The 24,900-nt window shown below is 69.6% G+C and carries 25 protein-coding genes; 7 read left to right on the top strand and 18 right to left on the bottom strand.

The features are described 5' to 3' along the window. On the bottom strand, positions 1-654 hold the full coding sequence (ispD, locus tag HZF19_RS04790; protein WP_208027614.1) for a 2-C-methyl-D-erythritol 4-phosphate cytidylyltransferase: 654 nt from the start codon (positions 652-654) through the stop codon (positions 1-3). 3 nt (positions 655-657) lie between these two features. Beyond that, positions 658-1,137 (bottom strand): CarD family transcriptional regulator, encoded by a 480-nt coding sequence (locus tag HZF19_RS04785; protein WP_208027613.1) that lies wholly within the window; start codon positions 1,135-1,137, stop codon positions 658-660. Positions 1,138-1,328: 191 nt separating this feature from the next. On the opposite strand from HZF19_RS04785, the gene HZF19_RS04780 reads away from it, so the two are divergent. After that, complete coding sequence (locus HZF19_RS04780) at positions 1,329-1,988, top strand: Crp/Fnr family transcriptional regulator (protein ID WP_208027612.1); 660 nt, start codon at positions 1,329-1,331, stop codon at positions 1,986-1,988. A 189-nt stretch (positions 1,989-2,177) separates the two neighbouring features. On the opposite strand, the gene HZF19_RS04775 is transcribed toward HZF19_RS04780, so the two are convergent. The 3 genes from HZF19_RS04775 to radA all read right to left on the bottom strand — a co-directional run bounded on the left by HZF19_RS04775 (position 2,178) and on the right by radA (position 5,424). Beyond that, positions 2,178-2,840, bottom strand: a complete 663-nt coding sequence (locus tag HZF19_RS04775) for a dienelactone hydrolase family protein (RefSeq protein ID WP_208027611.1) — start codon at positions 2,838-2,840, stop codon at positions 2,178-2,180. 68 nt (positions 2,841-2,908) lie between these two features. Next, the gene (disA, locus tag HZF19_RS04770) at positions 2,909-3,982 is read right to left on the bottom strand and encodes a DNA integrity scanning diadenylate cyclase DisA (protein ID WP_208027610.1); all 1,074 of its coding nucleotides are present in this window, start codon (positions 3,980-3,982) and stop codon (positions 2,909-2,911) included. Positions 3,983-4,068: 86 nt separating this feature from the next. Continuing rightward, a complete protein-coding gene (gene radA, locus HZF19_RS04765; RefSeq protein ID WP_208027609.1) occupies positions 4,069-5,424 on the bottom strand; it encodes a DNA repair protein RadA in 1,356 nt (451 codons plus the stop codon). A gap of 100 nt (positions 5,425-5,524) precedes the next feature. Here radA and HZF19_RS04760 point away from each other — a divergent pair, with 100 nt between their 5' ends. Next, on the top strand, positions 5,525-5,920 hold the full coding sequence (locus HZF19_RS04760; protein ID WP_208027608.1) for an SRPBCC family protein: 396 nt from the start codon (positions 5,525-5,527) through the stop codon (positions 5,918-5,920). A 29-nt stretch (positions 5,921-5,949) separates the two neighbouring features. On the opposite strand, the gene HZF19_RS04755 is transcribed toward HZF19_RS04760, so the two are convergent. Together HZF19_RS04755 and HZF19_RS04750 are read right to left on the bottom strand one after the other, a co-directional pair. Continuing rightward, positions 5,950-6,681: a hypothetical protein gene (locus tag HZF19_RS04755; RefSeq protein ID WP_208027607.1), complete on the bottom strand. Its 732-nt coding sequence runs from the start codon at positions 6,679-6,681 to the stop codon at positions 5,950-5,952. Between the two features lie 155 nt (positions 6,682-6,836). Next, positions 6,837-9,350, bottom strand: a complete 2,514-nt coding sequence (locus tag HZF19_RS04750; RefSeq protein WP_208027606.1) for an ATP-dependent Clp protease ATP-binding subunit — start codon at positions 9,348-9,350, stop codon at positions 6,837-6,839. A 171-nt stretch (positions 9,351-9,521) separates the two neighbouring features. Between HZF19_RS04750 and HZF19_RS04745 the strand changes: the two genes are divergently transcribed. The 3 genes from HZF19_RS04745 (at position 9,522) to HZF19_RS04735 (ending at position 14,134) form a co-directional block, all read left to right on the top strand. Next, positions 9,522-10,520, top strand: coding sequence for a polyprenyl synthetase family protein (locus HZF19_RS04745; RefSeq protein ID WP_208027605.1), 999 nt, complete (start codon positions 9,522-9,524; stop codon positions 10,518-10,520). Between the two features lie 91 nt (positions 10,521-10,611). After that, positions 10,612-12,237 carry an ABC transporter substrate-binding protein gene (locus HZF19_RS04740; RefSeq protein WP_208027604.1) on the top strand — a complete coding sequence of 542 codons (1,626 nt, stop codon included), beginning with the start codon at positions 10,612-10,614 and terminating at the stop codon, positions 12,235-12,237. 187 nt (positions 12,238-12,424) lie between these two features. Then, positions 12,425-14,134 carry an ABC transporter substrate-binding protein gene (locus HZF19_RS04735; protein ID WP_208027603.1) on the top strand — a complete coding sequence of 570 codons (1,710 nt, stop codon included), beginning with the start codon at positions 12,425-12,427 and terminating at the stop codon, positions 14,132-14,134. 93 nt (positions 14,135-14,227) lie between these two features. On the opposite strand, the gene HZF19_RS04730 is transcribed toward HZF19_RS04735, so the two are convergent. The 9 genes from HZF19_RS04730 to HZF19_RS04690 all read right to left on the bottom strand — a co-directional run bounded on the left by HZF19_RS04730 (position 14,228) and on the right by HZF19_RS04690 (position 22,309). After that, the gene (locus HZF19_RS04730; RefSeq protein ID WP_208027602.1) at positions 14,228-15,049 is read right to left on the bottom strand and encodes an alpha/beta fold hydrolase; all 822 of its coding nucleotides are present in this window, start codon (positions 15,047-15,049) and stop codon (positions 14,228-14,230) included. A gap of 159 nt (positions 15,050-15,208) precedes the next feature. Then, entirely contained in the window at positions 15,209-15,871 is a 663-nt protein-coding gene (locus tag HZF19_RS04725; RefSeq protein ID WP_208027601.1) for a lysophospholipid acyltransferase family protein, read from the bottom strand. Continuing rightward, positions 15,871-16,827 (bottom strand): NAD-dependent epimerase/dehydratase family protein, encoded by a 957-nt coding sequence (locus tag HZF19_RS04720; protein ID WP_208027600.1) that lies wholly within the window; start codon positions 16,825-16,827, stop codon positions 15,871-15,873. Before HZF19_RS04720 ends, HZF19_RS04725 begins: the two co-directional genes overlap by 1 nt. 12 nt (positions 16,828-16,839) lie before the next feature. Further along, the gene (locus tag HZF19_RS04715) at positions 16,840-17,637 is read right to left on the bottom strand and encodes a type III pantothenate kinase (protein ID WP_208027599.1); all 798 of its coding nucleotides are present in this window, start codon (positions 17,635-17,637) and stop codon (positions 16,840-16,842) included. A 30-nt stretch (positions 17,638-17,667) separates the two neighbouring features. After that, positions 17,668-18,546 (bottom strand): carboxylating nicotinate-nucleotide diphosphorylase, encoded by an 879-nt coding sequence (gene nadC / locus HZF19_RS04710; RefSeq protein ID WP_208027598.1) that lies wholly within the window; start codon positions 18,544-18,546, stop codon positions 17,668-17,670. Then, positions 18,543-20,168, bottom strand: a complete 1,626-nt coding sequence (gene nadB / locus HZF19_RS04705) for an L-aspartate oxidase (RefSeq protein ID WP_208027597.1) — start codon at positions 20,166-20,168, stop codon at positions 18,543-18,545. Before nadB ends, nadC begins: the two co-directional genes overlap by 4 nt. Positions 20,169-20,198: 30 nt before the next feature. Beyond that, a complete protein-coding gene (gene panD / locus HZF19_RS04700) occupies positions 20,199-20,627 on the bottom strand; it encodes an aspartate 1-decarboxylase (protein WP_208027596.1) in 429 nt (142 codons plus the stop codon). A 49-nt stretch (positions 20,628-20,676) separates the two neighbouring features. Further along, positions 20,677-21,534 carry a pantoate--beta-alanine ligase gene (gene panC, locus HZF19_RS04695; RefSeq protein ID WP_208027595.1) on the bottom strand — a complete coding sequence of 286 codons (858 nt, stop codon included), beginning with the start codon at positions 21,532-21,534 and terminating at the stop codon, positions 20,677-20,679. A gap of 49 nt (positions 21,535-21,583) precedes the next feature. Further along, positions 21,584-22,309 (bottom strand): Rossmann-like and DUF2520 domain-containing protein, encoded by a 726-nt coding sequence (locus HZF19_RS04690; RefSeq protein ID WP_208027594.1) that lies wholly within the window; start codon positions 22,307-22,309, stop codon positions 21,584-21,586. 32 nt (positions 22,310-22,341) lie between these two features. On the opposite strand from HZF19_RS04690, the gene HZF19_RS04685 reads away from it, so the two are divergent. Beyond that, the gene (locus HZF19_RS04685; protein WP_208027593.1) at positions 22,342-22,818 is read left to right on the top strand and encodes a cation:proton antiporter regulatory subunit; all 477 of its coding nucleotides are present in this window, start codon (positions 22,342-22,344) and stop codon (positions 22,816-22,818) included. After that, positions 22,815-24,044 carry a cation:proton antiporter gene (locus tag HZF19_RS04680; protein WP_208027592.1) on the top strand — a complete coding sequence of 410 codons (1,230 nt, stop codon included), beginning with the start codon at positions 22,815-22,817 and terminating at the stop codon, positions 24,042-24,044. The genes HZF19_RS04685 and HZF19_RS04680 overlap by 4 nt, the downstream gene beginning before the upstream one ends. Here the strand turns inward: HZF19_RS04680 and folK are convergent. Together folK and folB are read right to left on the bottom strand one after the other, a co-directional pair. Further along, a complete protein-coding gene (gene folK / locus HZF19_RS04675) occupies positions 23,980-24,477 on the bottom strand; it encodes a 2-amino-4-hydroxy-6-hydroxymethyldihydropteridine diphosphokinase (protein ID WP_208027591.1) in 498 nt (165 codons plus the stop codon). The genes HZF19_RS04680 and folK overlap by 65 nt on opposite strands. Next, positions 24,477-24,896 (bottom strand): dihydroneopterin aldolase, encoded by a 420-nt coding sequence (gene folB, locus HZF19_RS04670; RefSeq protein ID WP_208027590.1) that lies wholly within the window; start codon positions 24,894-24,896, stop codon positions 24,477-24,479. The genes folK and folB overlap by 1 nt, the downstream gene beginning before the upstream one ends. Positions 24,897-24,900: the final 4 nt, after the last annotated feature.

Here is a 24,900-nt window from a genome sequence, read left to right as displayed (position 1 = left end):
TCATGTCAGGTGCAGCTCCGCGATGCGCAGGTCGTTCGCGAAGGTGATCTTGAGGTTGCAGGGGTCCCCGGGGATCACCACCACGGTCGCGCCGAGCTCCTCCACCAAGGCGGCGTCGTCGGTGGCTTCCGGCTCCCCCCGATGCGCGTCCCGCAGCACCCCGGCCCGGAAGGCCTGGGGGGTCTGCACCGCCACCAGCTCCTCCCGGTCGAGGGTCTCGAGCACCTGGCCTCGGTCGTCCACCCGCTTGACCGTGTCGGTCAGCGGCACGCCCGGCACCGCACCGTCCGCTCCCGCGGCCACCCCTTCGATGACCGAGTCGAACAGCGTCGCGCCCGCCAGGGGTCGGGCCGCGTCGTGGACCACCACGATCTCGGCATCGTCCGGTACGAGCCGCAGCCCGGCCCGCACGGATGCCGATCGGGTAGCACCACCGACCACCACCGCATCCACACCCGGCTCGGGGGCGCCGGCGAACGCCTCCGCCACCACCAGCACCACACCGTCGCAGGTCCGGCGAGCGGCGTCGATCGACCAGTCGAGCACACGCTGGCCGCCGAGGCGCTCGTACTGCTTGGGGGTGTCCGAGCCGTACCGGGTCGCCTGGCCGGCCGCCAGCACGATCGCCCACACGCGCACGGGCTCGGGCCCCATGCGCTACGCCAGCGCTTCGTCGAGCTTGGCCTCGGCCTCTTCCTGGCTGACGTCGATGGCGAACGTGAGCTCGGACACGAGGATCTGCCGGGCCTTGGCCAGCATCCGCTTCTCGCCCGCGGACAGGCCCTTGTCCTTGTCCCGCAAGGAGAGGTTCCGCACCACCTCCGCCACCTGGTAGACGTCGCCGGACTTCAGCTTCTCGACGTGGTTCTTGAACCGCCGCGACCAGTTGGTCGGCATCCGCGCTTCCTTCTTGCGGAGCACCGCGAACACCTCCTCGACCTCTTCGTCGTTGATGACCTCGCGCAAGCCGACTTCTTCGGTGTTGTCGGCCGGGACCATCAGGGTGAGATCGCCGTAGGCGAGGCGGAGCACGAGGTACTCCCGAACTTCGCCGAACGCTTCCTTCTTCTCCCTCCTCTCGACCACCGCCGCACCGTGATGCGGATAGACGACCTTGTCACCGACGTCGAACGGCATAGCACTCCCGGGAGTCGAACGGACCGGTCAACGGGAATGCGCCCAGGGTAGGGACGCCCGGGATCGACGAACAAGTGATCCGAGCGGGTGGCGACGCCCGACCTCATGCCCGGGCACCGCGGTGCGCGGTCGGCGCAGACCAACCGATCGCCCGGCCGCCGGCGGGGTCCCCAGGCACTAGCATCGCCCTCGTGGTCGACCGGGCACTGCTCACCGACGTCGAGCTCTTTCGCGGCATCGCTCCTGAGGATCTCGAGAAGCTGGTCGAAGCGGCCGAGGACCGGACGTTCAGCCGGGGCGATGTGCTGTTCAGCGAAGGTGACGACCCTGCCGAGCTGTTCGTCGTCACCTCGGGTCGCATCGCCATCGCCAACAAGTCCGTCGATGGCCGGGAGTCGGTGATGGCGCTGATGGAGCGCGGTGACCTGTTCGGGGAGATGCCGCTGTTCGACGGCCTGACCCGCTCCGCAGAGGCCCGAGCGCTCGAGCCCTCGACGGTCATCGCCATCCCTTACGCGCCGCTGCGCGCGCTCTACGAGTCACAGCCCGAGCTGCTCTGGAACGTCGTGGCCCTCCTGGCCAGCCGGCTCCGATCCACCGACGAGGCGCTCGCCGACTCGGTGTTCCTCGACGTCACCGGCCGCACGGCCAAACGACTGCTCGAGCTCGCGGGCGACGAGGACGAGTTCTCACTGCCCATCACCCAGGAGGAGCTGGCCGGGATGGTCGGCGCCTCCCGGGAGCGGGTCAACAAGGCCATCGCCTCGTTCGTGCGCCTGGGCTGGATCGAGCAGGCCGACCGCCGCTACCGGATCACCAATCGCGAGCAACTCGCCCGCCGCGCCCGCTGAGCGGGCTCCTCCGGCCCCGCCGCCCCCATGCCGAGCCCCCTCGTCTTCACCCGCACCCGTTTTTCGTTCTGGCATGTCAAACGCGTGCCTCAGCACGCGTTTGACATGCCAGAACGCGTGACGGCGTGGGTGGTCACTGGCGGTGCGGCGGCAGCCCCCTGCAGTGTCGAACAGTTCGGGCTCAGCGACTCAGGACGACGCTCCCAGGAACGCCAGCACCTGACGCCAGGCGTCCGCGGCGTCCTCAGGGCGGTGGGCGGGACGGCTCGGATCGTGCACGAAGCCATGCTCGGCGCCCTCGTAGCGCACCACCCGCACCCCCAGTTCCTCCAACGCCGCCACGTCCTCGGGAGGGGTCCAGGGATCCTCGGTGCCGATGATCGCCATCGTCGGGCACCGGGTCGGCGAGGACAGCGCTTCGAGCGGCTCTGCCTGCGTGGGGCTACGCCACTGTTCGGGCACTCGGATCATGCCGTAGAACGCCGCGGCCCGCGTGAAGCGCCCGGTACTTGCAGCCTTCAGCGTGTACATGCCCCCCATGCAGAAGCCGATGACCCGGACCTCCCTGGCACCGGTGGCGTCGGCCGCGGCAGCGGCATCGCCGAGCACCCGGTCGTCACGGAGATCGCCCACATGCTGGAGCCGCCACTCGAGCGGCTCACCGGCGTAACCGGGCCACAGGTCGAACGCGCACACCGCCCAACCCGTCTCGTCCGCCAACCGAGCCACGAGCTCGTCGAACAGCGGGCGCAGGCTCATGATGTCGGGGATCACGACGAGCCCACCTGAGGGTGGGTCGCCACCGGGGACGACCAGTTCGGCCTCCGTGCCACTCGGCAACTCGATCCGCATGGATCGTGTTCTAGTCGCGACCGCCGGGCGCGGGTGGTCCGAGCGCGATCCGCCACGGACGGGATCGGTCAGGCGTAACGATCTAGGATGCTGGTCTCCGCCAGCCGGGACAGGCCTTCCTTGATCGCCTTCGCCCGCGTCGCGCCGACGCCCTCGACGTCGTCGAGATCGTCGATGGTGGCCCGCATGATCTTCGAGAGGCTCCCGAAGCGGTCGACGATGTGATCGACCACGGACTCGGGCAACCGCGGGATGCGCGACAGGAGCCGGTAGCCCTTGGGTTGGATCGGGGCGTCCAGATCGGTGACTCCCTCTGGGAGGTGGAGGACCTCCGCCACCCGCTTGAGGTCCCCGAGCTCTTCCGTGTCGAGCTCGGCCAGCCCCGCCAGAGCCTCCTCCAGGTGCCAGCTCGGGTCTTCGTGGAAGTAGTCGAGCAGCACCAGCCGACGATCGTCCTCGACACCACCGAGCACCTCCTCGAGCTGGAGCCGCACCAGGCGCCCGTCCGTGCCCAACTCGATGATGGCGTCTTCGATCTCGTCCGCGATCCGCAGCACCATCTCGGTGCGTTGGAGGAGCATCACGACGTCCCGGATGGTCACGACGTCCTCGATCTCGTTGGTCGAGAGGTGAGCGGACACCTCATCGAGGCGCTGCTTGTAGCGCTCGAGGGTCTGCAGCGCCTGGTTCGCCCGATCGAGTAGCCGGGTGACCGGTACGAGCTGATGCTTCTCGGCGCCCATGTAGACCGCGATGATCGACATGTCCTCGGAGACGGAGCTCACCGGAACGTTGATCGACCGGGCGACCCGCTCCGCGGTGCGATGGCGAGTACCGGTCTCCGACGTCGGGACGTTCGGATTGGGCACGAGATGCACGTTCGCTCTCGCGATGCGGCTCGCATCGCGAGCGAGGATGATGGCACCGTCCATCTTGGCCAGCTCCGAGAGGCGCTGAGGGCTGAACGCGGCGTCGAGTAGGAAGCCTCCCGAGCAGATGTTCAACACCTCGGGACCGTCGCCCACCACGATGAGCGCACCCATGCCGGCCTGGAGGATCCGGTCCAGCCCCTCTCGGAGGGGTTTGCCAGGGGCCACCGCGGCCAGCGCGTCGTGCAGCGCCTCGCTGCGCCTGCGGGTCACAGCCGAAGTCTAGTTCGGGATGGTCGCTGATCGCCGAGGCGGGCAGTCCCATGCCGCCGGCCACCCAGCCGGGGGAACCCGCCCTCTCAAGGCAATGGGATCCCGGCGAGTGCGATGGCCTCACCCACCGTCGTGGCCCGCAGCGCGTGCAGGCCCGGCGGCGGGTCGGGGGCGTGCCGCGGCACGATGGCCGCCGTGAAGCCCAGCCGGGCCGCCTCGGCCAGCCGCCGCTCACACTGGTTGACCTGACGCAGCTCACCGCCGAGACCGATCTCCCCGCACACCACGACCTCGGATGGCACCGGCTCCCCCGCGAGGGAGCTCATGATGGCCAGCGCGACCGCGAGATCGGCACCTGGTTCGCAGACCCGGACCCCGCCGATCGCCGACGCGTACACGTCAGCTCGACCGAGCGGGGCGCCGACCCGCTGCTCGAGAACCGCCACCACCGTCGAGAGCCGGCCCCTGTCGACCCCCTGGGCCGCCCGCCGGGGCGCCGGGGCTTGCCCGTTCGGACCGACGAGCGCCTGGATCTCGACGAGCAGCGGGCGGTGCCCGTCGAGCATCGGCACCACCACCGATCCCGGTACCCCGGCACGGCGGTCGGCCAGGAAGAGCCGGCTCGGGTCCGGTACGGCACCCAGGCCCGCGCCGGTCATCTCGAACATCCCGAGGCGGTCGGTCGAACCGAAGCGGTGCTTGACCACCCGCAATGCTCGCAACGCGTGGTGGCGCTCTCCTTCGAACGACAGCACGGTGTCGACCAGGTGCTCGACCACCCGGGGGCCAGCGAGCGCACCGTCCTTCGTGACGTGCCCGACGAGGATCGTCGCCAGGGCGCGCGCCTTCGCCTCGCGCACCAGCGCCGCTGCGCACTCCCGCACCTGTGTCACCGAGCCCGGAGCCGACGCGGAGTCGGGGTGGTGGAGCGTATGGAGAGAATCGATGATGAGACAGTCGGGCGAGACTGCGGCCACCTGCGCCACCACCGCGGGAACGGCGGTCTCCGCGGCCAACCACAGCGTCGGCGTGATCGTGCCCAACCGCTCGGCCCGCAGCCGGACCTGCTGCACCGACTCCTCCGCCGACACGTAGAGCACCCGTCTCTCTCCCCTGGTCATGGCCGCGGCGACCTGGAGGAGCAACGTCGACTTGCCCACACCGGGCTCCCCGCCCAACAGAGTCACCGAGCCCGCGACCAGACCGCCACCGAGCACCCGGTCGACCTCGGGGACGCCGGTCGGAACGGAGTGCCACGCCTGAAGGTCGACCTCGCCGATGGGAACAGCCTGGGTCGTCGCGGCGTGCTCGCGGTCACCGGACGGTGATCCGAGCTCCTCGACCAGCGAGTTCCACTCCGCGCACGACGGGCACCGACCAACCCAACGAGGTGAGGTGCCACCGCAGACCGAGCACCGGAACACCGTCTTGACCTTCGCCATGCTGCCGAACCTAACGAGGGGGTGTGACATGCAGGATCGGTCGTAGGGATGGCGCCGGCCACCGGCGCTGAACGGCGCGGAGGCAACCTATGCTCCGGCCATGCACTCGATCGTCCACGAGCTGACCATCGCCGCGCCCCCCGAGCGGGTCTTCCGGGCCCTCACCGATACCACCGAGCTGGGCCGCTGGTGGGGAGGCTCGATCACCGGTGAGGTGCGAGAAGGCGGCGATCTGCGATGCAAAGGCGACCGACCCCTGCACCTGCGGATCGACACGCTCGACGCACCAGAGTTGGTCCACTTCGACGTGCTCGACGGGCCTGAGGAATGGACGGGCACCCAGATCGCGATCCGGGTCGAGCCGGACCCCGAGGGTTCGGCCAGCGTCGTGCGGTTCTGGCACGGGGGGTGGGAGTACGACGACGGCAGCCTGCCGCGGGTCAGCTTCGGGTGGGCGCTCGATCTCGAAGCGCTCCGCCGCTCCATCGAGGGCTGAAGCCCCGCGCGCCACCGAGCCGGGGAGCGTCAGGCGCGCACCCGGCCGAACGCGCGGCGCAGCGCGACCAACGCCACCAGACCCGCCGCAGCCACCAGCGTCCAGACGAGCAGCACCGCTGCCTTGCTGTTCACCGTGGACGACGCGTCGATCGACGTCGGGTGCTCGTCGTCGAAGCTGGCGACGTAGGACTTGGTGCTGGCGTTGGGCAGCGCCACGTTGACCCGGAACTCGACCATGTCGGCCACCCGCTGGCCCTCCTCCCGCTCGATCGCCGCCAGCGTCCCCCCGTACGGGTCACCCCCGAGCGCGGCCGCGAGCTCCGCGTCGCTGAAGGCCTCGGGCCCCGCGGTGAGATCCACGGTTCCCTCGACCCGGTAGGTCGTGCCCAGGACCCCCGCTTCCTCGCCCACCGTGAAGCCGCGGAACGCCCCATCCGGGCCCGTCAGCTCCGAGAGCACCGCGGTCGCCCCCGCCGGATCATCGAAGGCCTTGCGGGCACGGACCCAGGTCAGACCGTCGGGTTCCTCCTGTGGCTCCGAGATCTCCCAGCCCGTGTGCTGCAGGTCATCGACCCGGAGTTGCCGCCGGAGGTCACCCACCCGGGCCAGCGCGTCGTCATCCAGCCCGATCCCCACTGTGACCGTGCCACTCCCAGCGTCGTCGACGGCGATGTCCACGGCGACCTGCATCCGGCAGCCGGTGAGGGCCACCACGAGGGCCAGCACCGCGGCGTGCACCAGCCCCGGGCGGGATGACATGGCGCCAGACGCTAGCCCGGCCCTCGACGCCCCCGAAAACGACCTCACCCCCGCCCGGTGACCCGGGCGGGGGTGGATCGGACAGGATGTGATCAACGTAACGACTGATCAGCCCGAGGTCACTCGGCCGATCGGCTCATTTTCGCTCCGTCGGGTCACTCCGTGGGCCCGGCCTCCGCCAGCTCGACCGGCGGTGGCTCAAGACCCTCGACCGAGCGGAACGTGATGACGTGCTCGCCGGTCTCGGGGTCGGGCTCCGCGTCGACGATGATGGTCTCACCGGCGCGGAACTCCTTCCAGAGCAGCCGTTCGGAGAGCGGGTCCTCCACCATGCGCTGGATGGCGCGACGGAGCGGGCGAGCCCCGAGCGTCGGGTCATAGCCCTTGTCGGCCAGCAGCGCCTTGGCGGCAGGGGTGAGCTCCAGCCCGAGCCCCTGGCCTTCGAGCTGGGTCTGCACCCGCCGGATCATCAGGTCGACGATCTGGGTCACCTCGGCCTTGCTCAGCTCGTGGAAGACGATCGTGTCGTCGATGCGGTTCAGGAACTCCGGGCGGAAGTGCTGCTTCAGCGCGTCGTTGACCTTCTCCTTCATCTTCTCGTAGCTGATTGCCTCGTCGGCCCGGGAGAAGCCCAGGCTCGCCTTGCGGAGATCTTGCGTACCCAGGTTCGAGGTCATGATCAGCACGGTGTTGCGGAAGTCGACCGACCGACCCTGCGAGTCGGTGAGACGACCCTCCTCGAGGATCTGCAGCAGCGTGTTGAACACGTCGGGATGGGCCTTCTCGATCTCATCGAACAGCACCACCGAGAACGGCTTGCGCCGCACGGCCTCGGTGAGCTGGCCACCCTCCTCGTAGCCGACGTAGCCCGGTGGCGACCCGACCAGCCGGCTGACCGTGTGCTTCTCCATGTACTCGGACATGTCGAGCTGGATCAGCGAGTCCTCGTCGCCGAAGAGGAACTCGGCGAGCGTCTTGGCGAGCTCGGTCTTCCCGACGCCTGACGGGCCGAGGAAGATGAACGAGCCCGACGGCCGCTTCGGGTCCTTCAGGCCGGCACGGGTGCGCCGGATCGCCTGGCTGACAGCCTTGATGGCGTCCTCCTGGCCGATGACCCGCTTGTGCAGCTCGTCCTCCATGCGCAAGAGCTTGGCGGTCTCCTCCTCGGTGAGCTTGTAGACCGGGATGCCCGTCCAGATCGAGAGGACCTCGGCGATCGACTCCTCGTCGACCTCGTCGAACAGGTCGATGCCCTTCTCCTTCATCTCGCGCTCTTTGGCTTCCTTGAGCTGTAGCAACTCCTTCTCCTTGTCGCGCAGCCGTCCGGCCTCCTCGAAGCGTTGCGCTTCGACGGCCTCCTTCTTCTGCTGCACGACCTGCGCGATCTGGTTCTCCAGCTCCTTGAAGTCCGGCGGGGTCTCCATGCGCTTGATGCGCAGGCGCGAGCCGGCCTCGTCGATCAGGTCGATGGCCTTGTCGGGCAGGTGACGATCCGAGATGTAGCGATCGGCGAGGTTCGCGGAGGCCACGAGCGCCTGGTCGGTGATCGTGACCCGGTGGTGCGCCTCGTAACGATCGCGCAGCCCCTTGAGGATCTCGATGGTGTGGGCGACCGAAGGCTCCTCGACCTTGATCGGCTGGAACCGACGCTCGAGCGCCGCGTCCTTCTCGAGGTGCTTGCGGTACTCGTCGAGCGTGGTGGCACCGATCGTCTGCAGCTCGCCGCGGGCCAGCATCGGCTTGAGGATCGACGCCGCGTCGATGGCACCCTCGGCCGCGCCCGCGCCGACGAGGGTGTGCAGCTCGTCGATGAACAGGATGATGTCGCCGCGGGTCTTGATCTCCTTCAGGACCTTCTTCAGGCGCTCCTCGAAGTCGCCGCGGTAGCGGGACCCGGCCACGAGCGCCCCCAGGTCGAGGGTGTAGAGCTGCTTGTTGTGCAGGGTCTCCGGGACGTTGTCGGCCGCGATCGCCTGGGCGAGGCCCTCGACGATCGCCGTCTTGCCGACGCCTGGCTCACCGATGAGCACCGGGTTGTTCTTGGTCCGGCGCGACAGGACCTGCATCACCCGCTCGGTCTCACGCTCACGGCCGATCACCGGGTCGAGCTTCTTCTCCCGGGCCAGCTGCGTGAGGTTACGGCCGAACTGGTCGAGCACCAGCGAGCCGGAGGGGGTCTGCTCGCCGCTGCCGCCGGTGGTGGCGCCGGCCTTCTCCTGGCCGCCCGGACCCGCATACCCGGACAGGAGCTGGATCACCTGCTGGCGCACGCGGGAGAGGTCGGCACCCAGCTTCACCAGCACCTGGGCCGCCACCCCTTCACCCTCGCGGATGAGGCCGAGGAGGATGTGCTCGGTGCCGATGTAGTTGTGGCCGAGCTGCAGCGCCTCGCGCAACGACAGCTCGAGGACCTTCTTGGCCCGGGGCGTGAAGGGGATGTGTCCGCTCGGCGAGGAACCCCCCTGACCGATGATCTCCTCGACCTGGCTGCGCACGGCCTCGAGCGAGATGCCGAGGGACTCGAGGGCCTTCGCGGCGACCCCTTCGCCCTCGTGGATCAGGCCGAGCAGGATGTGCTCGGTGCCGATGTAGTTGTGGTTGAGCAGGCGCGCCTCCTCCTGTGCCAAGACGACGACTCGGCGGGCCCGATCGGTGAATCGTTCGAACAAAGGGAGTGCCTCCCTGGAGAGGGAACTGTGGATCAAGTGTAACCAGCTGCCCCGGGATCGCACGGGGCGCCCGAGCTCCTGGAGGGTGCACCGATCGCCGCCCGGACCAGCTTCGGGATCCGCGACCACGCGGGTTTCGGGATCGGCCAGTGGCGGGCCTATCGTCGAGTCGTGGCGACACCGAGCCCGCTCCTCCGCCTACCCGTCCTGCAGGCCGATCTGGCCCGAGTCGAGGAGGAGCTGGTCGCGTCCGTGCGTTCCGAGGACCCGTTCCTCACCGAGGTCGCCAGCCACCTCATCCGGGCTGGAGGGAAGCGGGTCCGGCCAGCGTTCACCGTGACCGCCGCCGGCATCCGGGGTACGCAGCTCGAACCCGCGGCGCCGGAGGTGATCCTCGGAGCGGTGTCGGTGGAGCTGGTGCACCTGGGCTCGCTGTACCACGACGACGTGATGGACGACGCCACCACCCGACGGACGGTCGAGAGCGTGAACGCCCGGTGGGGGAACCTCAAGGCGATCCTGGCCGGCGACTACCTGCTCGCCAAGGCCTCGGAGATCGCCGCATCGTTGGGCACGGAGGTAGCCGGACTGTTGGCGTCGACGATCGGCAGGCTGTGCGAGGGCCAGGTGCTCGAGCTCCAGCACACCTTCGACGCCGCGCGCACCGAGTCGGCCTACCTCGCGTCCATCGAGGGCAAGACCGCCTCGCTGCTCGCGACCGCCTGCCGGGTCGGCGGACTGGTGGCCGGCCTGCCCCGCGACGACGTCGAGCACCTGACCAGCTTCGGTCGGGACTTCGGCATGGCCTTCCAGATCGTCGACGACGTGCTCGACGTGGTCGCCACGGACGAGGAGCTCGGCAAGCCCGCAGGCCACGACCTGCTCGAGGGCGTCTACACCCTGCCGGTCATCCGCACCCTCGCCGAGGGGGGTGGCGCCGCCCGCCGGCTCGGCCAGCTGCTCGGCCAGCCACTGTCGGAGTCCGACCTGGCGACGGCGCGGGAGCTCGTCCGATCGAACGGCGCGGTCGACGGTGCGCTGGGCACGGCCCGCCGGTACGTGGAGTCGGCCCTGGGGGCGCTCGAACCGTTCGGTGCCAGCGAATCGGCCGAGGCGCTGGGTGCCGCCGCGCGGCACCTGTTGGACTCCGTGGCAGCCATCGCGAGCTAGCGGCCCGGACCTGCCCGGACTGGGCGGGTCGATCGGACTAGAGTCGGTCCCAATCTGACGAGCTATCAGATCTTGGGGGGAAGGGGCCGAGATGACCGACTCGCGACATCCCTCGGTGAGGCCGTTCGCGCACCTGCTCGCCGTGCTGGCGGCCTTGCTGCTGCTCACCACCGCGTGTGGTGGCTCCGGAGACGAAGGGGAAGGACCGGCGGGGACCGTCAACCAGGCAGCCCCCGTGGAGGAGGGTCCACCCACCCCCGGTGGCACGCTGAAAGTGGCCGTGGGCGCCGAACCCGACGGCCTGCTTCCGATCACCGCCCGGTGGTCACTGGAAGGCAACCTCATCGCGTCGTCGATCTACGACACCCTCATGACCTTCGATGAGGAGCGCAACCTGGTACCGCACCTCGCCGAGTCCATGACGCCGAACGACGACGGCACCGTGTGGACCATCATGCTGCGGCCCAACGTCGTCTTCCACGACGGCTCGCCGTTCGACGCGGCCGCGGTGAAGATGAACATCGACGCCCGCCGCGCGGTTCCCATCACCGGGACCGCCCTCAAACCGATCCGCGAGGTCGTGGTGGTCGACCCCCTCACGGTCGAGGTGCGGATGAGCACCCCCTGGTTCGGCTACGACTACACGGTCGCCGCCCAAGGCGGGTACATGGCCGCTCCGGCCGCGATCGAGGCCAACGACTCGACCGTGGCCATCGGCACCGGGCCGTTCAAGCAAGCCGGTCCGTGGCGGCCGGGTGATCCGATCCGGGTCACCCGGAACGAGGCCTACTGGGGCCCGAAGGCCCATCTGGACGGCATCGAGTTCCGGGCCATCGTCGACCAGACCAGCCGTGCGGCGGCGCTGGAAGCCGGCGACGTCGACCTGATCCTCACTCAGGATCCGGAATCGGTGAAGAAGTTCCGATCCACCTCCGGGATCGTGCAGGTGGAGGACTTCGCCGCCGAAGAGACCTTCGCCATGCTCAACCTCGCCAAACCACCCTTCGACAACATCCACGCCCGCAAGGCCCTCGCCCACGCCACCAACCGCCAAGCGATCAACGACGCTGTCGGTGGAGGGATCCAGAAGGACGCGGACCAGCCCTACACGGAGGACGAGCGCTACCACCTCGAGGATTCGGGCTACCCGAGCTACGACCTCGAGCGTGCCCGCGAGGAGATCGCCACCTACACCGAGCAGACGGGCCAGCCGCTCGCGTTCACGATCACCACCCCGAGCTCCAACCAGCAGAAGACCGAAGCCGAGCTGCTGCAAGCGCAGTGGACGGCCCTCGGGATGCAGGTCTCGATCGAGGTCCTGGAGCAGGGAGCTTTCCTCGCTCAGGTGTTCGGCGGACAGTTCCAGGCTGCGATGTTCCGGAACTTCGCGTACGTCAACCCCGACTCCAACTACATCTTCTGGCACTCGAGCTACGCCGATCCGTCCGGTGGCATCAACTTCGGTGGGCTGCGGAGCAGCGCCGTCGACCGAGCCCTGGACACCGCCCGCGCCACCGCCGACCCCGACCAGCGCACTGCCGAGATCAAACAAGCCGTTCGGGCCATCAACGACGAGGTGGCCTTCGTGTGGCTGTACCACAACGACTGGGGCCTGGCAGCCAGGGCGAACGTCGGGGGCCTCTCTGCGCCCCAACGGCTGGGATTCGCCCGCCAGGACGGCAAGCCGTGGTGGCCTGCGATCTGGCTGAGGTCATGACAGGTGGATGCAAGTTGACGCGATGACCTTCAACTTCGGCCCCCGGCGGCCGACGTAGAGGATGACGGGGAGCGGCCTGGGGCCGCTCGAACGAGGGCCGGGCCACCGAGGGACGATCGGTGGGCGACCCGGGATGGGAGGGCACATGGTGGGCAACGACCTCCAAACGCGACGACGGGGCCAGCCGGTGGCCGCCGTCCTCGTGGCACTGCTGTTGCTGGCAGCGGCCTGTGGGGGCGACAAGAAGAACGCCTCGGACACGGTATCGACCACCCCTGCCGTCGAGGCCGGCATCACCCAGGAAGGCCAGCCTCAACAAGGTGGCAAGGTGATCTTCGCGGTCACCGCGGAGACCAATGGCTGGAACCCAGCCCTCGCGCAGTGGGCCGATGCCGGCGAGTTCGTCGGCTCTTCGTTCCTCGAGCCGCTCTTCGTCTACGACGCCGACCAGAACATCGTGCCGTGGCTGGCGGAGAGCGCGTCGGCCAATGACCTCTCCGAGAGCGGTGACATCAACGAGGTCCTGACCCGCTGGACGGTCAAGATCCGCCAGGGCATCAAGTTCCACGACGGCACGGAGATGACCGCAAAGGCCGTGGTCGACGGCATCCTCCTCGCGATCCGGGACGGCCTCTCCAGCGTGGCCCTCGGTCCCATGGTGCAGTCCGTCGACGTGATCGACACCTACACCTTCCGGGTGGTCACCACCGAGCCGTGGTCCGCGTTCCTCAACGTCCTGGCCGGTCCGGTCGGCTTCGTGATGGCGCCGTCCATGCTGGCCAAGCCCGACAAGGGGCAGAGCTCGCCCGTGGGCACCGGCGCGTTCCGCTTCGAGAGCTGGAAGCAGGACGACAGCGTGAAGGTTCGGGCCTTCGACGAGTACTGGGGTGGGCCGTGCGCGCTCCCGAGCCCCGAGGACTCGGTCAAGAAGCTGTGCGCCGAGGTGGGCGTGCCCCTGGGGCAGCGCAACGGCCCCTACCTGGATGCCATGGAGTTCCGCCCGATCGTCGACCCCCAGCAGCGAGCCAACGCGCTGGCCTCGGGTGACGTGAACATGATCATGAGCACCCGTGCGGTCGACGCTTCGACGATGAAGGACCGCTTCCAGGTGGTGAAGGACTACAACTCCGAGAAGACCTTCGTGATGCTCAGCACGAGCAAGCCACCGTTCGACAACGTGCATGCCCGCCGGGCCCTGGCCTATGCCACCGACCGGGCGAAGATCGTCGATCAGGTCTCTTCCGGTGAGGACGTCAGGTCGGACACCTCGCCGTTCAGTGAGACCTCCCGGTGGGGCGGTGTACCCCCGGACGAGACGGGATATCCGGCCTACGACCCGCAGAAGGCCCGGGAGGAGATCGAGGCGTACAAGGCCCAGACCGGTCAACCCGCTTTGCGCTTCAAGCTCATCGGGCTGCCACCGGTCGAGGAGCTGACCCTGATGCAGGAGCTGCAGGAGATGTGGCGCCAGGTCGGCATCGAGGCCCAGCTCGAAACGATCGAGCAGACCGCCTACATCGTCAAGCTCACCCAGGGCGACTTCCAAGCGGCGATGTTCCGCAACTACGGGTACCCCGATCCGGACTCCCAGTACGTGTTCTGGGCCCAGGAGACCGCCAAGGGCGGGATCATCATCAACTTCAGCCAGTACTACAGCGACGTCACCGAGAACGCCCTGCGGTACGGCCGGGTCGAGACCGATCGCACCAATCGCCGCGAGGCCTACCAGAAGCTCTCTCGTGATCGCAACGAGCAGGTCATCGACGTGTGGCTCTTCGACACCCCGTACGCGCTGATCGCCGAGAAGAACATCAGCGGCCTCAACTGGTTCCGGGTGCTGCCCTGGGGCAACTTCATGCCCAAGCCCTACATCACGGGGATCTGGATCAGTCGCTGACCTGGTCGGTCAGTGCGCCAACGTGGCCCGGCACCTCGGTGCCGGGCCACTCCACGTTGCGGCAGCGGACTCGGACCGGGGGATCGCGCCCGATCAGGCGGATCCGACCCGAGCCACGGAGCGCTGGAGGAAGTCGAGCGCGGCCCGGTTGAACGCCCCCGCGTTCTCGAAGTTGAAGCCGTGAGCGGCACCGCCGATCACGGATAACTCGGCGCCGGGCACCAGCGAGCAGATCTCCTCGCTGTCAGCGACCGGGGTGAGGATATCCTGGCTGCCGACGAGCGCCAGGGTCGGTACCTGCACGGCTCCCAGCTCGAAGCGCACGTCGTCGTCGAGGGCGAGGATGGCTTCGATCTGGGCCACGAAGCTCTCTGGCGCCACCTGCAGGGCCAGCGGGCCGATCATGCCGACCAGGGGCCGGAAGCGATGCCTCGAGCGGGGCCCGATGAGCCACTCGCCGGCCTCGTCGACGAGGGCGCGCATCCCCCGGACCGTAGCGATGGAGGCCCATTCCGCCAGCAGTTCGCGCCGCCAGGGCAGATGCCGGCAGGCGGTGCAGGCGAGCACCAGCGAGCGGACGCGTTCGGCATGGCGGACTCCCACGATCTGCGCGAGCACACCGCCCATCGACACGCCCATCACGTGCACGGTGTCGAGGCCGAGTGCGTCGAGCACGGCCACCACGTCGGCGGCCATCACCTCGAGGTCGTAGGGACCGGTCGGCTTGTCGGATCGGCCCACTCCCCTGTTGTCGAGCACGACGCACCGGAACCGGGAGCCGAAGGCCCGGCGCTGGCGGATCCAGCCCCGCCGGTCGGCGCCCAGGCCCTGGATCATCACGAGGGGCTCGCCCCGGGGATCCCCGAACACCTCGTAGTGGATGCGGGTCCCATCCGGCACGTGTGCGAACGGCATGGAACCGATGGTAGCGAGCCACGAACACCGTTCAGCGACACGACCGTCACCTTCGACATCGATATGCGGCGACCCGACCTCGACCGACCCTTCCGTTCTGGCAGGTCGAACGCGTGCTGAAGCACGCGTTCGACCTGCCAGAACGAGCGGATATGAGCGTCAGGCGGACAACGCTCCCCAGCGCTCGGCCAGGCGCACCACGAGCTGCTCCACCGTGCCCGGCGCTGACGCGCCCTCCGTGCGCACGGGTTCGCGCAGCGTGACCTCGCTGAGCTGGCCCGGGAGGCAGCTCGCCACACCGGCGGGTACCACCGGTGCCCCCATCGACATCGCCACCGCCAGCACGGCTTCCGGTGGACGACCGACGCCGAACGGCCGGCGAGGATCGAACCCGCACGAGCTGACCACGACCTCCCCCGAGCGCAGCAGGCTCCTCAGATCGTGGAGGTTCCCCGGCACGCCTCCGAGACGGCGAAGGAGCGGGCCGAACGGCGCCACGTCCGGTACACCGGCGAACCGCACCGGGCGACCCGTCGCGCCCGCCAGCAGGGCCGCGAGCACCATCCGCCATGGTGGCGCCACCCATCGATCGGTGATGACGAGTGCCGGACCAACCTCGGGCACCCGAGCCGCGTCCAGCACTCGAGGTCGCGGCAGCAGGTTCGCGAACGGCGCGAGGAGCAGGGCCAGGTCACGATCGAAGCCCCACTCATCGACCGGGAAGGTGCCGGCGAACCGGCGGGAGACGAGCGCCGGGTAGGACAGGTCCTGCCGATCCGGGTCGATCTCGGCCAATGGCGCGGGGATGAGCAGCTCCTCCATCAGGCCGCCGTGGAGCGCAGGTAGTCGATGGGCTCCCACGCGTAGAGCTGCCGCACCACATCGGGCGTGTGGTGGAGCATCCGGATGCCGAGCACCTCGGTGACCCGGCTGGCATCGGCGGTGCGGCCCCGCACCAGCAGCTCCTGCACGTGGTCCGGCACCGGTGCGCCCGCCAGCCGAGCCAGGGCGCGAGCGACCTGCCAACCCGAGCCGACGACCGGCACCGGGGCCCGGCCCCCCAGGCGAGCGGCCTGCGACGCCGTGACCGCGCCGGGGCCGACCACGTTGAGCGGACCCTGGAACGGCTGGCGCATCGCCGCTACGAAGGCTGCAGCCACGTCGTGCTGGTGAACCACCGAGAAGGCGGGGTCGGCGAGTGGGGAGAACGGCACGGCGGGCAGCCGCAGGAGGCGGCCCAGCGGACTGGGCACATGAGGTCCCACGATCGGCGCGAAGCGCAACACCGTGACGGCAGCGCCGGCCCGCCTGCCGGCTTCACGGCTGACCTGCTCGACGTGCAGCATCGTGTGCCCGAAGGCCGATGTGGGCGCGGGTGGCACCTCCTCGTCGGGATGCAGCGGGGCGCCGCGCCGCCGCCCGTACACCTCGATGCCGCTGCGCACGACCACCCGATCGAGCCGGCCACCGGCCAGCGCAGCCTCGAGTGCCACCGCCGTTCCCGCCGCGGTGCGCGCCACCGCTGCTCGGGGGCTGCTCCGCGAGTAGGGCTCGTAGACGCCCAGATGTAGCAGGGCCGTCGGCGCGAAGGCCCGGATGACCGCGGACATCCGCTCCCGGTTACGCGGATCGATGCGATGGAACTCCGCTCGATCGAGACGGCGGCGAGGCGGGAAGAGGTCGGCCCCGGCTACGGCTTCGAACGAGGGGTCGTCCTCGACGAGCTGAGCGACGGCGGTACCGAGCTCACCACCCATGCCGGTGATGAAGACGCGCATGCCACGCCGACTCTAGGCGTTCTTCTCGTACACCAAACGCAAGCCGTGCAAGGTGAGCCACGGCTCGACGTGCTGGATGCGCCGTGACAGGGGGGTGATGAGGTCGGCCAGCCCTCCCGTCGACACGATCGTGCAGTCCCCGAGCTCCTCCTGGATCCTGTCGCAGAGCCCGTCCACCTGCGCCGCGAAGCCGTACACCGCGCCGGACTGGATCGACTCCACCGTGCTCTTGCCCAGCACGTGCCGGGGCTCGCGCAGCTCGACGGCCCGCAAGGCCGCCGCCCGGCCGACGAGCGCATCCATGCTGATCTCGATGCCGGGAGCGATGGCGCCGCCGAGGTACTCACCGTTCTCGGAGACGGCATCGCAGGTGGTGGCGGTGCCGAAGTCGGCGATGATCGTCGGTCCGCCGTAGAGGTCGTAGGCACCCACGGCGTTGGCGATCCGGTCCGCGCCGACTTCCTTCGGGTTCTCGTACTGGATGGCGATGCCCGTACGCACACCAGGCTCGATCACCACCGGGTCGAAGTCGAGGTAGCCGTCGGCCAGGTCGCGTAGGGTGGCGGTGATCCGTGGCACACCCGACGAGATGACCACACCGTCGATGTCGTCGAGCGCGTGACCACGGAACGCGAGGAACCCCTGCAACAGCACCGCCATCTCGTCGGAGGTGCGGTCGGCCAGGGAGGCGATGCGCCAGTGATCCAGTAGGCCATCCTCCGGGCGGCGGCCTGCTGCCGAGCCCGCGTCGTCGAGTTCGTACAGCCCCACCACGGTCTGGGTGTTGCCGGCGTCGATGGCGAGCAGCACGAGAGCTCCTTCCGTTCGTCAGCTCGTCCGTCAGATCTGGTCGATGTCGAGGCCGATGTCGAGGACCGGCGCCGAGTTGGTGATGCCCCCGACCGAGATGCAGTCGACTCCGAGCACGGCGTAGCTGGCGACGGTGTCGAGGGTGATGCCGCCGGAGACCTCGAGCAGCGGCCGGCGGCCACCGAGCCGGGCCACGTGCACGTCGGCGGCCACCACGCACTCGGCGACCTGCTCGGGCGTCATGTTGTCGAGGAGCAGCGCGTCGGCCCGGGCGGCCAGCGCCTCCTCGACCTGTTCGAGGTGGTCGCACTCGACGTGGACGGTGCGGCCGGGCCAGCGGATGCGTGCCTGGTGGACGGCAGCGCTGACCCCCATCAGGGCGAGGTGGTTGTCCTTGAGGAGGATCCAGTCCGAGAGGTTGCCTCGATGGTTGGCGCCGCCGCCGGCGCGGACCGCCGCTTTCTCGAGCACCCGTAGCCCGGGTGTGGTCTTGCGAGTGTCCCAGACCTTGGTGGCCGAGCCGGTGGCGGCCACGGCGTCGACGAAGCGCCGGGTCTGGGTGGCGATTCCCGAGAGGTGACCGAGGAAGTTGAGCGCGGTGCGCTCCGCCGTCAGGATCGAGGCCAGGCGTCCTTCCACGGTCGCGAACGGCATGCCGGCGCTGAGCTGATCGCCGTCGTCGGCGCTCCAGGACACCTCCACGCTCGCATCGACCTGGCGGAACGTCTCCTCCGCGCACGAGCGGCCCGCGAGGACACCGTCCCGACGGGGAACGAAGGCGGCGGACGCCCGCAGGTCCGCAGGCAGGAGCGAGGAGGTGAGGTCGCCGAGCGGGGTGAGATCCTCGACGAGCGCGCGCTGCACGGCATCGGCGACGGCGAAGCGAGGTGGGTGGCACTCGGGTCTCATGCTGCACCAGCCTGGCTCACCGGCGGCCTGAGGACGAGCCTCGAGCGGAACCGCTGGTCGTCCCGGTCGGGGAAGTCCTGGCGGGTGTGAGCCCCCCGGCTCTCCTCACGGACCATCGCCGCGAACGACATGGCGTGCGCGAGGCGGGCGAGGTTCCGCAACTCAGCCGCCGCCGGCGAGCCCGCGGGCCACGGCACGGCAGCCGCGGCCGCGGTTGCCTCCTTCATCGCCGCCTGCAAGGACGAGCCGGTGCGGATCACGCCTGCGAGCTCGGTCATGCGCCGCTGGAGCCGGTCCCGAAGCCGAGCCACCCCGGCTGGTTCGATCAGCTCCGTCGCGTCTCCACCGGCCGCGTCGACGCTCGGCTCGTCGACGGGACGGCCGCGGATCACCCCAGGTGCCCCATCCCCGTCGAGCACCGCCCGCATGGCACCGGTGGCCTCAGCCTCGAGCTTGCCCCGCTCGATCGCCTCGACCACCCGGAACGCGAACACCATTCCCTCGAGGAGCGAGTTGCTGGCGAGCCGGTTCGCACCGTGCACACCGCTACAGGCGACTTCACCCGCAGCCCACAACCCGCCCAGCGACGACGCTCCGTCGAGATCGGTGACGACCCCGCCGCACAGGTAGTGCGCGGCCGGGGCGATCGGTAACCAGTCCCTGGCCGGATCGAGGCCGGCGGCACGGAGATCCGCGGCGATGGTCGGGAATCGCAGCTCGAAGTCCTCGAGGCCGGTCGCGTCGAGCCACAGGTGATCGACACCCTGCTCGAGCATGCGGGTCGTCTCCGCCCGGGAGACCTCGTCACGCGGCAACAGCTCGTCGACGAAGCGCTCGCCGTTGGCGTCGCGCAGCACCGCACCGTGCCCGCGCAACGCCTCCGACAGGAGCGGGCGCGGCATGCTCGGGTGGTGCAGCGCCGTCGGGTGGAACTGCACGAACTCGATGTCGGCCACCGCCACCCCGGCTCGCAGTGCCATGGCGATGCCGTCGCCGGTCGCCTCGAGCGGATTGGTGGTGACGGCGAACAGTTGCCCCGCGCCTCCGGTGGCGAGCAGTACGTTGCTCGCCCTCACCTGGTACCGCCCGCCGTCGGGGCCGAGGGCCTCGATGCCCACGCACCGGCCGCCGTCGACCAGCAACTCGAGGGCGAAGGTGTTCTCGTGGAGGACGGCAGCGGTGCGGTGCACGGCGTCGACCAAGGCCCGCTCGATCTCGGCACCCGTCGCCGCTCCACCGGCGTGCACCACGCGAGGCAGGCTGTGACCGCCCTCACGTGCGAGCTCCAGCCGGCCGTGCTCGTCCCGGTCGAACATGGCACCGAGCGCGATCAGCTCGTGGACCCGCCCCGGACCTTCGTCGACCAGCACCCTCACCGCGTCGGCATCGCAGAGTCCGGCACCCGCGGCCAGGGTGTCGGCGAGATGCAGGTCGGTGGAATCGGGATCGTCGTGGAGGACCGCCGCCACCCCGCCCTGCGCCCAGCGAGTGGTGGCCTGGTGCAGCTCGCCTTTCGTGAGCACACCCACGCGCATCCCGTGGATCTCCGCGGCGCGGACCGCGGCGGAGAGTCCCGCCACTCCGCTGCCGAGCACGAGCAAATCGAGCGGCTCGGTCGTCATGGGTGGGTCCCGGGGGAGGCGAGAGACGGATCAGGGCGAGACGAGCTCGGCGGGGATCTCCTGGTAGCGCACGGGCCCGGGACCTTCACCGGCGGCCAAGGCCTTGGCCGTCACTTCGTCGACCGGCCGGTTGGCGGCATCGACGTGCACGACCTTCGGGGCGAAGTGCTCCAGCTCCACCTCGTCGTAATCCGCATAGGTGATGATGATGACCCGGTCACCAGGCTGCACCAGCCGGGCCGCTGCGCCGTTCAGGCACACGTCACCAGGCCCACCGGGGATGGCGTAGGTCTCGAACCGGGCGCCGTTGTCGATGTCGACCACCTGCACCTGTTCCCACTCCCGGATGTCTGCCAGGGCCATGAGCTCGGTGTCGAGCGTGATGGACCCGACGTAGTGGAGGTTGGCGTCGCTGACCCGCGCTCGGTGGATCTTCGACTTCATCATGCGCCTGCGCATCTGGACTCCCTGTTGGCTTGGCGCTGCGAAGCAGTCGCCGTGCGTGGGCTCACCCCCTGGCGGGGACCTCGACCCCAAGATTATCCAACAGGCGCGTCCTGCCAAACCGGGCGGCCACGAGCAGGCGCACCGGTCCCGCCAGCGGGTCGACCGGTCGCAGGGTGGCCGCGTCGACCACCTCGGCGTAGTCCAGCTGCGCCAGCGGCTCGGCCTCCACGATGCCGGCCATCAGATGGCGAACGGCAGGCGCGCTGCGTTCACCGGCGAGGATGGTCGCAGCTCCCGCCTGCAGCGCACGGTGCAGCACCGGGGCGGCGGCGCGCTCGTCCTCATCGAGGTAGACGTTGCGGCTCGACATCGCCAGCCCGTCAGGTTCACGCACGATCGGGCACCCCACCACCGTGACCGGCTGGTCCAGGTCACGGGCCATCTTCCGGACGATGGCGAGCTGCTGGTAGTCCTTCTCCCCGAAGTAGGCGCGGCACGGCCCGACGATGTTGAACAGCTTGGTGACCACCGTCGCCACACCGGTGAAGTGCGCCGGGCGGGCAGCACCCTCCATCGTCGAGCCGAGCTCGGCCACCGAGACCGACGTGAGCATCTGCTCCGGGTACATCTCGTTGACATCAGGTGCGAACACCGCGTCGACCCCGATGGTCCGGCAGCTGGCGAGATCCCGATCGAGGTCACGTGGATAGGTGCTCAGATCCTCGTTCGGGGCGAACTGGAGTGGGTTCACGAAGATGCTCACCACGGTCACGTCGCACTCCGCTCGCGAGCGGGCCATGAGTGACAGGTGCCCGTCGTGCAGGTACCCCATCGTCGGCACGAACCCGACGCTGCGCCCGGCCTGGTGCTGCTCGAGGAGCGACTGGCGGATCGAGGCGATGGTCTCGTGAACCTCCACGCGCGAAGCGTGTCACAGGGTGACCGAGCGACTGAAACGAGGAGACCGGTCAGCCACCGGCACCGGGGTCGTCGACCAGTCGGCGCACGGCTCTCACCATCACTTCGTAGGTCTCCCGCTCGTCCTCGGGGAGCGCCGCCAGGTGCCGGTGGATGGTGTCCCAGTCGCCTCGCGCCGCGGGGCCGGTCAGGGCGGCTGCAGGGCCGAGCTCGGCCACGTTTTCGACGGTGATGCGAACGAGGTCGAGGTACGCCTCGAGCGGTACACCCGCGAGCCGCGCCACCCGCTCCGCCTGCCCGAGCAGCGCAACGAGGTGGTTCGACGCGATCACCGCGGCCGCGTGGTAGGCGCTGCGGTGCTCGTCGGCCACCCGGAAGGAACGGCCGCCCAGATCGGCCACGACCTGTTCGACGATCGGGTCGCCAGCGATCGCGAACCAGGCCCCGGAACGCAGCCGCGCCGCGCCGACCTCGGCGTTCGGCATCGCCACCAGCGGGTGCAGCGCCGCCCGGCGAGAATGGGGCGCGAGGACCTCCAGACCCAGCGAGCCCGCGAGGTGGCACACGGCCGCGCCGGCACTCGGCCGGACCTCGGCGGCCACCTGGGCCACGGTCGCGTCCGGGGTCGCGATCACGAGCAGGTCGACGTCCTGTGCAGCATCCGAGAGATCGTCGGACCGACCCAGCGCGCCAACGTCGCGCCAGCCCACGCCGACCAGCGCGGCGCGCAGGCTCCCCCCGGCTCGACCCGGACCAATGACGCGGAGGCTGGGCACGATCGGACCATAGCGGTCGGTCAGAATGGAGCATGACCGACGTCAACGAGACCCGCCTGCCCGGTGTGGGCATCCGCTACGACTTCGAGTGCCTCGGCGGCCAACGGGTCGGGGTCATCACCCGCCACTCAGGCCGGCGGGAGCTCATCATCTACGACCGGGACGATCCGGACGCGGTGCGATCGAGGGTCGAGCTCTCCGTCGACGAGAGTCGCACGCTCGGCGAACTGCTCGGTGGCTCGCGCATCAACGAGCAGCTCACGTCGCTCGTGAGCGAGGTCGAGGGTCTGGCCATCGACTGGCTGCCACTCGCTCCGGGCTTCGAGCCTCGAACGATCGGCTCCACCGAGATGCGTCAACGCACCGGCGCCTCGATCATCGCCATCATCCGTGGTGACGAGGCCATCCCCTCGCCGGGGCCTGATGACGAGCTCCGGCCGAACGACACCGTGGTGATCGTGGGAACCGCGGAGGGTCTCGCCGAAGCGGCGCGATTGCTCGGCTCGTGACCGCTCCGGCTGCCCTCCTCGCGTCAGCGACCGAGGACAACGCGGTCGTTCTCCTCGAACTCGGCGCCGTCTTCGTCGGCGTCGCCGTCCTGGCACGGGTGGCCACCCGCCTCGACATCTCTGCGATTCCCCTCTACCTCCTCGCTGGTCTGGCGATCGGCAACGGCGGCGTCGTCTCCCTGAGCGCGGTCGACGATTTCATCGCGGTCGGAGCCGAGATCGGGGTGGTGATGCTGCTTCTGCTCCTCGGTCTCGAGTACACGGGTGACGAGCTCCTCGAGAACATCCGGGCGCACGGACGATCCGGTGTCCTCGACGCGGCCTTGAACTTCGTCCCGGGCGTGCTCGCAGGGCTGTGGTTCGGCTGGTCGGTGACCGAAGCACTGTTCCTGGGCGGCGTGACCTACATCTCGTCCTCGACGGTGATCGCCAAGACGCTCGGTGATCTGGGTCGGCTCGGCAACCGAGAGACGCCGACGATCCTCTCGATCCTGGTCATCGAGGATCTCGGCATGGCGATCTACCTCCCGCTCATCGCCACGCTGGTCATCGGCGGCACCGTGACATCGCTCACTGCCTCGCTGGCGATCGCGGTGGTGGCGGTGGCCGTCGCCCTCGTGGTGGCGTTCCGCTACAGCGACCTGATCAGCAGGGTGCTGTTCAGCCGCTCCGACGAGGTGCTGCTCTTCAGCATCCTCGGGCTGGCGCTGCTCATCGCGGGGCTGGCCGACCGTCTGGAGATCTCCGCAGGCGTGGGAGCCTTCCTCGTGGGCATCGCGATCGGAGGTGAAGCTGCCCGCAACGCGGCCAACATCCTGTCGCCGGTACGCGACGTGTTCGCTGCCGTGTTCTTCGTCTTCTTCACCTTCCAGATCGATCCCGCGTCGATCGTGACCGTGCTCCCTGCGGCCGCCGGGCTGGCATTGGTCACCGCGGTGACGAAGGTGTACACGGGCTGGTGGAGCGCTCGGCAGGCGGGCATCGCCACCCGAGGGCGGGTGCGCGCCGGCACCGCCCTGATCGCCCGCGGTGAGTTCTCGATCATCATCGCCGGCTTGGCCGTGTCGGCGGGATTGACCACGGACCTCGGTTCGCTCGCCGCCGCCTACGTTCTGATCCTGGCCGTGGCGGGCCCGCTCGTCACCCGCGTCGCTGACCCCGTCACCGTGGCGATCCTGGAGCGGCGCCAGCACCGCGGGACGGCCAGAGCGAACCAGCCACGCTGACCCGACCCTCGGCCCGGTCCTGCCAGTCGGGGGGGACCAGATCGGGCGCCAGCTCGGCCAACGGTGCCATGACGAACCGTCGCTCGGACATCCTCGGGTGCGGGACCTGAAGGTCGGGCTCGTCGACCGGACCGGCCTCCATCCAGAGGATGTCGACGTCGAGGGTGCGCGGACCCCACCGCTCGTGGCGCACCCGGCCGGCAGCGGACTCGAGGCGATGGCAGATCCCGAGCAGTTCTCGGGCAGAGGCGTCGGTGTCGAGCTCCACGACCAGGTTCAGGTAGGGACCTTGACCGGAAGGGCCACCCACCGGATCCGTCTCATAGACGTTCGAGACCCGCACAGGACCGAGCCCCTCCAGCGAGTGCACCGCATCCCGCAGGTGTGCCCACCGGTCACCGACGTTCGAGCCGAGCCCCAGGTAGACGCGCATCAGCGGCCCCGCACGATGCGCACACCGGTGGTGTCGACGTGGTGCGCGACCGGTGGCCGGAGCTTGCGAACCACCACCTCGACCGCCGAGATTCGCTCGTCGACCAACACCACCTCCGCGAGACGGGTCGCGAGCCGCTCGAGGAGCCGGAACCGCTCCGTCGCCACCACGCGCTCGACCGCTTCGATCGTCACCGCGTAGTCGATCGTGTCGACGAGGTCGTCGGTGGTCCCAGCCTCCGCGAGATCGGCCTCGATGACCAAGTCGACCTCCAGGGGTTGCGGGCGCTGCTGCTCCTCCGGGAGCACCCCGCACACGCCAAGGGCTCGCAACCCGCGGATCTCGATCCGGTCCGGCACCGGGTGAGTGTCGGGCAGCCGCCCGCCACTGCGACCGCCGCGGTTCGAGGAGATGTCCATGACG

Source organism: Rhabdothermincola sediminis (assembly GCF_014805525.1).
Taxonomy (GTDB): Bacteria; Actinomycetota; Acidimicrobiia; order Acidimicrobiales; family Acidimicrobilacustridaceae; genus Rhabdothermincola; species Rhabdothermincola sediminis.
Note: the sequence above shows the minus strand (reverse complement) of the source record. Positions and strands in the feature narration are given on the sequence as shown.

Excerpts from the sequence above, each read along its gene's own strand:
- ispD (WP_208027614.1), bottom strand. The coding sequence starts at position 654 with ATGGGGCCCGAGCCCGTGCGCGTGTGGGCGATCGTGCTGGCGGCCGGC.
- HZF19_RS04785 (WP_208027613.1), bottom strand. The coding sequence starts at position 1,137 with ATGCCGTTCGACGTCGGTGACAAGGTCGTCTATCCGCATCACGGTGCG.
- HZF19_RS04775 (WP_208027611.1), bottom strand. The coding sequence starts at position 2,840 with ATGCGGATCGAGTTGCCGAGTGGCACGGAGGCCGAACTGGTCGTCCCC.
- radA (WP_208027609.1), bottom strand. The coding sequence starts at position 5,424 with ATGGCGAAGGTCAAGACGGTGTTCCGGTGCTCGGTCTGCGGTGGCACC.
- HZF19_RS04760 (WP_208027608.1), top strand. The coding sequence starts at position 5,525 with ATGCACTCGATCGTCCACGAGCTGACCATCGCCGCGCCCCCCGAGCGG.
- HZF19_RS04755 (WP_208027607.1), bottom strand. The coding sequence starts at position 6,681 with ATGTCATCCCGCCCGGGGCTGGTGCACGCCGCGGTGCTGGCCCTCGTG.
- HZF19_RS04740 (WP_208027604.1), top strand. The coding sequence starts at position 10,612 with ATGACCGACTCGCGACATCCCTCGGTGAGGCCGTTCGCGCACCTGCTC.
- HZF19_RS04730 (WP_208027602.1), bottom strand. The coding sequence starts at position 15,049 with ATGCCGTTCGCACACGTGCCGGATGGGACCCGCATCCACTACGAGGTG.
- HZF19_RS04725 (WP_208027601.1), bottom strand. The coding sequence starts at position 15,871 with ATGGAGGAGCTGCTCATCCCCGCGCCATTGGCCGAGATCGACCCGGAT.
- HZF19_RS04720 (WP_208027600.1), bottom strand. The coding sequence starts at position 16,827 with ATGCGCGTCTTCATCACCGGCATGGGTGGTGAGCTCGGTACCGCCGTC.
- nadC (WP_208027598.1), bottom strand. The coding sequence starts at position 18,546 with ATGAGACCCGAGTGCCACCCACCTCGCTTCGCCGTCGCCGATGCCGTG.
- nadB (WP_208027597.1), bottom strand. The coding sequence starts at position 20,168 with ATGACGACCGAGCCGCTCGATTTGCTCGTGCTCGGCAGCGGAGTGGCG.
- panD (WP_208027596.1), bottom strand. The coding sequence starts at position 20,627 with ATGCGCAGGCGCATGATGAAGTCGAAGATCCACCGAGCGCGGGTCAGC.
- HZF19_RS04685 (WP_208027593.1), top strand. The coding sequence starts at position 22,342 with ATGACCGACGTCAACGAGACCCGCCTGCCCGGTGTGGGCATCCGCTAC.
- folK (WP_208027591.1), bottom strand. The coding sequence starts at position 24,477 with ATGCGCGTCTACCTGGGGCTCGGCTCGAACGTCGGTGACCGGTGGGCA.
- folB (WP_208027590.1), bottom strand. The coding sequence starts at position 24,896 with ATGGACATCTCCTCGAACCGCGGCGGTCGCAGTGGCGGGCGGCTGCCC.